At 43.2% G+C, this 8,595-nt stretch carries 6 protein-coding genes; 4 read left to right on the forward strand and 2 right to left on the reverse strand.

Annotated elements, in window-relative coordinates:
• Positions 1–20 precede the first annotated feature (20 nt).
• Entirely contained in the window at positions 21–647 is a 627-nt protein-coding gene (locus tag CAN34_RS07460; RefSeq protein WP_089555113.1) for a BLUF domain-containing protein, read from the reverse strand.
• A 530-nt stretch (positions 648–1,177) separates the two neighbouring features.
• On the opposite strand from CAN34_RS07460, the gene CAN34_RS07465 reads away from it, so the two are divergent.
• Together CAN34_RS07465 and CAN34_RS07470 are read left to right on the forward strand one after the other, a co-directional pair.
• Positions 1,178–2,815, forward strand: coding sequence for a carbon-nitrogen hydrolase family protein (locus tag CAN34_RS07465; RefSeq protein WP_089555114.1), 1,638 nt, complete (start codon positions 1,178–1,180; stop codon positions 2,813–2,815).
• A 132-nt stretch (positions 2,816–2,947) separates the two neighbouring features.
• On the forward strand, positions 2,948–3,499 hold the full coding sequence (locus CAN34_RS07470; protein WP_089555115.1) for a protein disulfide oxidoreductase: 552 nt from the start codon (positions 2,948–2,950) through the stop codon (positions 3,497–3,499).
• Between the two features lie 87 nt (positions 3,500–3,586).
• Here CAN34_RS07470 and ald read toward each other — a convergent pair whose 3' ends face one another.
• Positions 3,587–4,702, reverse strand: coding sequence for an alanine dehydrogenase (ald, locus tag CAN34_RS07475; RefSeq protein ID WP_089555116.1), 1,116 nt, complete (start codon positions 4,700–4,702; stop codon positions 3,587–3,589).
• A gap of 669 nt (positions 4,703–5,371) precedes the next feature.
• On the opposite strand from ald, the gene ileS reads away from it, so the two are divergent.
• Both ileS and CAN34_RS07485 read left to right on the forward strand, forming a co-directional pair.
• Positions 5,372–8,230 (forward strand): isoleucine--tRNA ligase, encoded by a 2,859-nt coding sequence (gene ileS / locus CAN34_RS07480; protein WP_089555117.1) that lies wholly within the window; start codon positions 5,372–5,374, stop codon positions 8,228–8,230.
• Positions 8,223–8,595 (forward strand): signal peptidase II (locus CAN34_RS07485; protein WP_174668348.1); only part of this gene is annotated, 373 nt, incomplete at its 3' end. The genes ileS and CAN34_RS07485, both read left to right, overlap by 8 nt.

Here is an 8,595-nt window from a genome sequence, read left to right on the forward strand (position 1 = left end):
TATATTTATAGCGCTATAGACTATAAATATAACAATATCAGCGCCACCACCAGTAACACGCTTAAAAAGCCTTGAACGATTAAAAAGGCTTGGTGTGGCGCAGCGATATGACGCACCATATTGCCCATCGCGTTATAAGTAATGCCTGCTGCATTGATATGCGGTGGACTATCAAAGGTTTTAATGGTTTGCAAAAATTGCTCGGTACGCTCAGGCGTCCAACCATGAGGCGAAAATGGTAAAAATGGTGACAGCTGCGCGGCTTGTTTCTTGGTAGCGGGCGACCATAGCCAACGCTCCAAAAACAATAAGCGCATACGCCAGTCAGAGAAGCTACGCTGTTTGATGGCTTTTAGTAATAGTACCTGAACATTTTTGTGGCGTTTATCAGCAAAAATATTCTGCGTTAAAGCCGATACTTTTGCTTTTTCACCTTCGATACATTGTAGAAAATGCCCATTGCCGTAACATAACGTTCCTGTAATGCCTTGCCGCTCATTGTAATCACGCGCATGACCTTCTACCTCGTCAAATATCGTCGCATTCAAACGTGATCCAATCGTCAGGCTGCTGACATACACCAACTGCACCAGTGCGGCGTCTTCTATTTTGTCTAATTTGCTAAAGGCAGTAGTGTGAGACGGCATCGTTCAAAATCCTTAAGAGGTCACTGTTAAATATGACCAAAAAAATAAGCTAAATAAAATTACGCCTGAGCTAATAAACTACTGCGTCAACAAAATACTAAACTCATAAAAAATAGTGATTCACAAAAACCTAGCAAATATTTACGACGCTTGACTGTCATTGACGAATGAGCTTGGTATCATAGCCATCGCAGTCAGAACTGAAAGTATGGTCGATTCACTTTAAAAGTAAGAAAATGCCACTTGCAAACTGGCAAAGACACCTCATTAAAATTAATGATATGAGATTGAGGTTTTATAACTCATTGTAAATACAGAGATAAATTATTGTAACGATTCTCTAAGAGTATTGGTATAATTTTCTCGACATTTCTTGGCATTGTTACATGAAAAACTGTGCCCTTGGGTTTGCCTTTAGCGATTGCATTCACCTAAAGAGTCATACCACGACGTGTGATCCCTTATTTATTGACCTTATTTATTGACCTTATTTATTAACACCCGTTATTGAAACAACAGACAGGAACATTATGAGCAAGATAGAAAAACCAGATGACTTTCATCTAACGATTGCTGAGATTAAGAAAAAAGACTACCCACAATTAAAAGCATTGATGGATCGTGTCTATGTAAACTTAGGCGGTTCATGGTCTAAAACAACGATCAATACCTTGATTGATGCGTTCCCTGAAGGTCAGATCGCTTTGTTTGACCATGATAAGCTGATTGGTATCGTACTATCCATGCGCGTCGATTACACCAAGTTTTCTAATCCGCATACCTACGATGATTTAATTGGGCAAAAAGAAATTATTAGAGATAACCCTGAAGGCGATGCAATATATGGTCTAGATGCACTCATTGACCCTGAATATCGTGGTTATCGCTTAGGTCGTAGGCTTTATGATGCACGTAAAGAGCTATGCCGTCAGCTGAACTTCCGCGCTATTTTGGCCGGTGGTCGTATCCCTAATTATCATAATCATCAAGACCTCACACCGGGCGAATATATTGAGGCCGTTGCGGCTCGTGAGATTCACGACTCTGCGCTGTCTTTTCAATTATCGAATGGCTTTATCGTCAAACGTATTTTGACTGCTTATTTGCCTGATGACAAACAATCTAAAGGCTTTGCGACCTTACTTGAGTGGGCAAATATTTATTATGAGCCAAAAGACTATAAGCCTAATACTCGCAAATCTGAGGTACGTATTGGCGGGATTCAGTGGCAGATGCGTGAGGTTGAGTCACCTGAAGAGCTGCTGCAACAAGTTGAGTTCTTTGTCGATATTATGGCTGATTATAACTCTGACTTTGCCTGCCTACCCGAGTTTTTTAACGCGCCATTGATGGGGTTATGTGAATCGACGGATCAAAACGTCGCCATTCGCTTTTTGGCAGGATATACCGAGTGGTTCAAAAACGAGATATCGCATCTGGCCGTCAGCTATAACGTCAACGTGATCTGCGGCTCTATGCCTCTGCTCGATGAAGATGATACCTTGTACAATGTCAGCTATCTTTGCCGCCGCGATGGTACGGTTGAAGAGCAGCGCAAAATTCATATTACCCCACATGAGCGTAACGCTTGGGTCATCGAAGGCGGTGATGAGGTAAAAGTATTTGATACTGATGCCGGTCGTATTGGCATCTTGGTTTGCTATGACGTCGAGTTCCCTGAGCTTGCCCGCCTAATGGCACTCGATGATATGGATATTTTGTTCGTACCATTTTGGACAGATACCCAAAACGGCTATTTACGTGTACGCCACTGTGCGCAGGCACGCGCGATTGAAAACGAATGCTATGTGATGATTTGCGGTTCAGTAGGTAACTTACCGCAAGTTGAAAGTTTAGATATTCAGTATGCACAGTCGTCTATTTTTTCACCATCAGATTTTGCCTTCCCACATGATGCGATTATGGCGGAAACGACCGCGAACACTGAAATGGTATTCTTCTCTGACTTGAACTTAGACAAGCTTATCCACGTGCGCAACGAAGGCTCGGTACATAACCTTCTTGACCGCCGTGATGATTTGTATAGTTTGAAATGGAAACGAAAAGCCAAAGTTTCAGCGAGCAAATTAACAGACAAAGAACGCCTTGAAAACTCTGGCAGTGTCCTTCTTGGTGATCCATTACAAGACCGCGCGCAAAAGTCTTAATCGGTTTATTTAAAAGCCATGCATTAACCCTGTACTAAAAATCACCTAATAGCATTTGTAAGTAATACGGCTGATCCTTCAGCCGTTTATTTTTATCTATTAAAAAACACTGAGAGCAAAAAAGCAGCCACTATGACGACTGATATTGAAAGCAAAAAAGAAAAACCTAACAAGACACCTAAGCAAAAAGCATTGTCGATCATTAAAACTGTGCTGTTATATGGTTTAGTATTTATGATGATTTATACCGCCATCAACTGGTGGCGACAGCCGGTCATGCCAGCCAATCCGCAGTTGCAATTAACAGACTATCAAGGGCAGACCGTTGACTTGGCAACGCTGAGTCAGGATAAACCAACGCTGGTATATTTTTGGGGGACTTGGTGCCCTGTATGCCGTGTCACCTCGCCGACTATTAATACGTTGGCAGCAGAAAACAATTATCCTATCGTCACTATCGCCATAAAGTCAGGCTCTGACCAAGAGCTAGACAGTTATCTTAATGAGCATAACTATGACTTTACGACGATTAATGATCAAGAAGGTCATATTTTTGACGATTGGCAAGGACAAGTCACGCCTTCTTATGTGATATTAAAAGATGGTGAAATGACCCAAGGGCTGACTGGTATTCAGCCTAAATGGTCACTGAAATTGCGGTTGTGGTTGAGTGCAATTTCATAACACTCTGATAAAAACAATAAATAAACCTGCTACATGTGCATTATTATAAATACACAACTAGCAGGTTTATTTTTTCTGATAGGAGCTTTAACCAATCAAAGCATCTAACTCTTTATACTCATAATCCAGCGCCTCTGCAACTGCTTTATAAGTCATATAACCTTGCGTGGTATTTACACCTTTTGCCAAAGCTGCATTGTCATTGCATGCGCCTTTAAAGCCTTTTTTGGCAAGGGCTTGTATATACGGTAAGGTGACGTTAGACAATGCTATGGTTGAGGTGCGTGGTACAGCGCCAGGAATATTCGCCACGGCGTAATGAATAATGCCATGCTTGGTATAAGTTGGATTATCATGAGTGGTGATTCGATCCGTGGTTTCAAATAAACCGCCCTGATCAATCGCAATATCGATAATAACACCGCCATCATTCATATCTTTAACCATCTGTTCAGTGACCAGCTTCGGTGTGGCCGCACCCGGAATTAATACCGCGCCAATGACCAAATCACTGTCTCTTACGCTATCGGCGATATTGACTTTGTTGGATATCAGCGTCTGCACATTATTGCCAAACATCTCCGATAGTTGTTTAAGGCGCTTGGGATCAAGATCCAGAATGGTGACGCTAGCATGTAGACCAACCGCGATTTTTGCCGCTTCAGTACCCGATACACCGCCGCCTATAATGGTAACCCTACCCTTTTTTACGCCTGGCACGCCGCCGAGCAGCATGCCTTTACCGCCATAAAAAGACTGCAAAAACTGCGCGCCTATCTGCGTACTCATCCGTCCAGCGATCTCACTCATCGGCGTCAATAGCGGCAATGAGTTATCCGCCAATTGGACTGTCTCATAACCAATTGCTGTCACTTTATTGTCAATCAATACTTTGGCAAGCTCTGGCTCATTAGCCAAATGCAAATAGGTAAATAAGATTAAGTCGTCCGTTAAGTATTGATATTCGTCAGCTTGTGGTTCTTTTACTTTAATAATCAGCTCTACGTCCCATACTTCATCAGCGCTGTTCGCAATGGTTGCGCCCGCTTCTTTATAGTCATCGTCCGTAAACTGCGATCCCATACCGGCCTCAGTCTCGACAATGACGTCATGACCGTCATCGACCAAGGCACTGACGCCATTTGGGGTTAGACCAATGCGGTTTTCGTTATTCTTTGTTTCCTTCGGAATACCTATTTTCATAACTGCTCCATGTTATATTATTTAAGATAAAATAGATAAATTCATAGCAACGTGCTACGAGCATTATTTTTTAATTAATGCTCCCATGCGCGCTAGACGCTACAAAAAATCCATACTAGTAGGCGTATGTTGTATTTCTTTAAATCGAATTAAATTGGATATGATAATTAATGTGGATTAAAATTAATGAATAAAAAACGCTTCAATCAAAAACGACGATAAACTACTGGGAGTAGGGATTATCTGAGGATAGTGATATGATGCTGTCTTGCACTTAAAAACAGCTTAGATATTGATTGCTCTATCTTTATTATCACTTTTATTAGCGTAGCAGATATAAAATAAGTAGCAATCGCTAGTTACTTAAATTTTGTGACTGGTTTTGGCGGACGCAATTGCGATACTGGTCGGCTCTTTTTACCCTACTGTTTTTGTCATATAATAGCTGACGTTACCTTTATCTACTTTCTGCCTGTTTTAATAGCTGTATGTTATGTTGCATTCATCTCATGAGCATTTATGATTGATTTGACTGTTTTATAAGCAACTGATAAGTAAAAAAGACCCCTGTTATTAAGCATCAATCCCAGTATTACCTTGAGTTTTGCAACCACCTTTAAACAAATTTTTCAATTTACATTTTCATCACTATTTTAAAAGACGCCTTCTATGACTGATAAAAGTTCTGATACACCAAGCCACGATTATAAAGACACCTTAAATCTTGCCGATACGCCATTTGCGATGCGCGCAAACCTTGCCAAACGTGAGCCTGATTGGCTAGCTGCTTGGGAAGCGGATGATGTGTACGGTAAAATTCGTCAGGCACGTACTGGGGCGACCAAATACATTTTGCACGATGGCCCTCCCTACGCCAATGGTCAGATTCACTTGGGTCACGCGGTTAATAAAGTACTAAAAGACATTATCGTTAAATCAAAAACCTTATCAGGTTTTGATGCACCTTATGTGCCCGGTTGGGACTGCCATGGTTTGCCTATCGAGCAAAAAGTCGAAGCTAAGTACGGTAAAGTTGGTCAAAAAGTTTCTGCAACCGAATTTCGTGGTTTGTGCCGTGAATATGCCAGTACGCAGATTGAACTGCAAAAGGCAGACTTCAAACGTCTTGGCGTGTTTGGCGATTGGGACAATCCGTATCTAACCATGAACTTCCATCAAGAAGCCAACATCGTACGCGCCCTTGCCAAAATTCATGACAATGGTCATGTGACTCGCGGTATGAAGCCGGTCAACTGGTGCTTGGACTGTAGCTCTGCTTTAGCGGAGGCCGAAGTTGAATATCAAGATAAAGTCTCAGACGCTATCTATGTCAGCTTTGATATTGTAGACAGTGACAAAGTTGCAGCGTTGGCTGAGATAGATGGCAATATCGCAGCGGTTATTTGGACGACGACGCCTTGGACTTTACCAGCTAACCAAGCCATCTCGGTACATCCTGAGCATGACTATAGTGTGGTCGCCACTGAAAACGGCAACTTACTACTGGCAACTGACTTGGTTGAGTCGGCGTTAACTGAGTTTAAACTTGATAATAAAGGCATCCTAGCTACGGTATCAGGTCGCGAGCTTGAAGGTCTGCATGCTCAGCATCCATTAATTACAGAACGCCAAGTGCCATTAATCTTAGGCGATCACGTGACGACTGACAGCGGTACTGGTCTGGTACATACCGCACCTGGTCATGGTCTTGACGATTATATCGTTGGTCTAAAATATGATTTGCCGGTTGAAAATCCGGTTAGTGGTACGGGCGTCTATTTAGAAAGCGCAGCGGTATTTGCTGGTGAGCACATTTATAAAGCCAATCCAAAAATCATCGCGGCTCTACATGATAATGGTCACCTAATCAGTCATACTAAAATTGAGCACAGCTATCCGCATTGCTGGCGTCATAAGTCGCCTATTATCTTCCGTGCCACGCCGCAGTGGTTTATCAGCATGGAAACCAAAGGCTTACGTGAGCGTGCGCTTGCCGATATTCCAACAGTCAATTGGACACCAGCATGGGGACAAAATCGCATTGAATCCATGATGAATGGTCGCCCAGACTGGTGTATTTCGCGCCAGCGTACATGGGGCGTACCGATTGCTTTCTTTACCCATAAAGAAACAGGCGAGCTGCATCCAAATACCCTAGAGTTAATGGAAACTGCCGCACAGAAAATCGCAGAAGGCGGTGTTGAAGCTTGGTTTGATGCCAGCTGTGAAGATTTCTTGGGCAGCGAGGCCGCTGACTATGATAAAGCGACTGATACGCTAGACGTTTGGTTTGATTCAGGGACGACGCATTTTGCCGTACTTGAACAACGTGACGAGTTGACCAATCCAGCTGATTTGTATTTAGAAGGCTCTGATCAACATCGTGGCTGGTTCCAGACGTCATTACTGACCTCAGAAGCCATGTACGGACGCCCGCCGTTTAAGCAAGTATTGACTCACGGTTTTGTTGTTGATGAAAACGGTCGCAAGATGAGTAAGTCACTTGGCAATATCATCACCCCGCAAGAAGAGATTAATAAAACCGGTGCGGATATGCTACGCCTATGGATTGCGTCTAGCGATTACCGTTATGAGATGAATGCTGGTAAAACAGTATTTAAAGGTGCAATCGATATGTATCGCCGCATCCGTAATACCCTGCGCTTCTTGCTTGCCAATACCGATGACTTTGACCCAGCAACCAATAGCGTCGATATCAATGAATTGGTCAGCCTTGATAAATTTATCATTGAACGTGCGCAAACGGTACAAGCACAAATTATTAGTGCTTATGATGCGATGGACTTTCACCAAGTCACTCAGCATATCACCGCGTTTTGTTCGCAAGATTTGGGTAGCTTCTATTTAGATATTATTAAAGACCGTCAATACACTACTCAAACCGATGGTCAACCGCGCCGCTCTGCACAAACGGCTATTTATCATATCGTCCAAGCACTCATTCGCTGGATTACGCCGATTTTATCATTTACCGCGCAAGAAGCGTGGGAAGTATTGCAAGGTAACAATGGTGGTGAAGCAAGTTATGTATTTACGGAAGAGTGGTATGTATTCCCAGAGTTTGAGCTAAGCGCTATCAGCAACGATGACTGGCAACGTATCATGCTGGCGAAAGATATGGTCAATAAGCATATCGAAACGGCACGTGGCGAAAAAATCATCAATGCTAACTTATCAGCGGACGTTAATCTATATGCTGATGGCGCCATGCATGAAAGTCTAGCCAAGCTTGGTGAAGAGCTGCGCTTTGTACTTATTACCAGTAATGCAACCTTAAAGCCTTTGAGCGCTGCCCCTGTTAATGCAGTAAGCACAGACGAGCAAGCAGACAGCAGTAGCACAGCGGTCGTCGACTTAGTAGTAGAGGTTAGCGCTGCAACTGGCACCAAGTGTGTGCGCTGTTGGCACATTCGTGATGATATTGGTACAGATAGCACGCATCCAGAATTATGTGCCCGCTGCGCAACTAACGTCAGCGGCGATGGCGAGGTGCGTCACTATGCCTAATTCAACAGAAAACAATAAGCCGCATGTTGCAGTCGACAATACACCTAAGCCCGCGCATGCGACAACAGGTAACTCATCGATACCTAAAGGACGGCTGAATAAGACGCCAAAGATTATTGCTAATGGCAGTCGCGCGTTTGTCTGGTATCTACTGTCACTGGTCGTGGTTATCCTTGATCAATGGACAAAATGGCTGGCTGAAACCAAGCTGACCTTTCATGAGCCAGTGCCTGTCATCGAACCTTTCCTTAATTGGACATTGGCATATAACTACGGCGCTGCCTTTAGCTTTTTGGCAGATGCTGGCGGTTGGCAGAGTGGTTTTTTTCTGGTCTCGCATTGGTGTGTCGTATTTCTTCTTAGGT

This window comes from Psychrobacter sp. DAB_AL32B (genome assembly GCF_002224105.1).
Taxonomy (GTDB): Bacteria; Pseudomonadota; Gammaproteobacteria; order Pseudomonadales; family Moraxellaceae; genus Psychrobacter.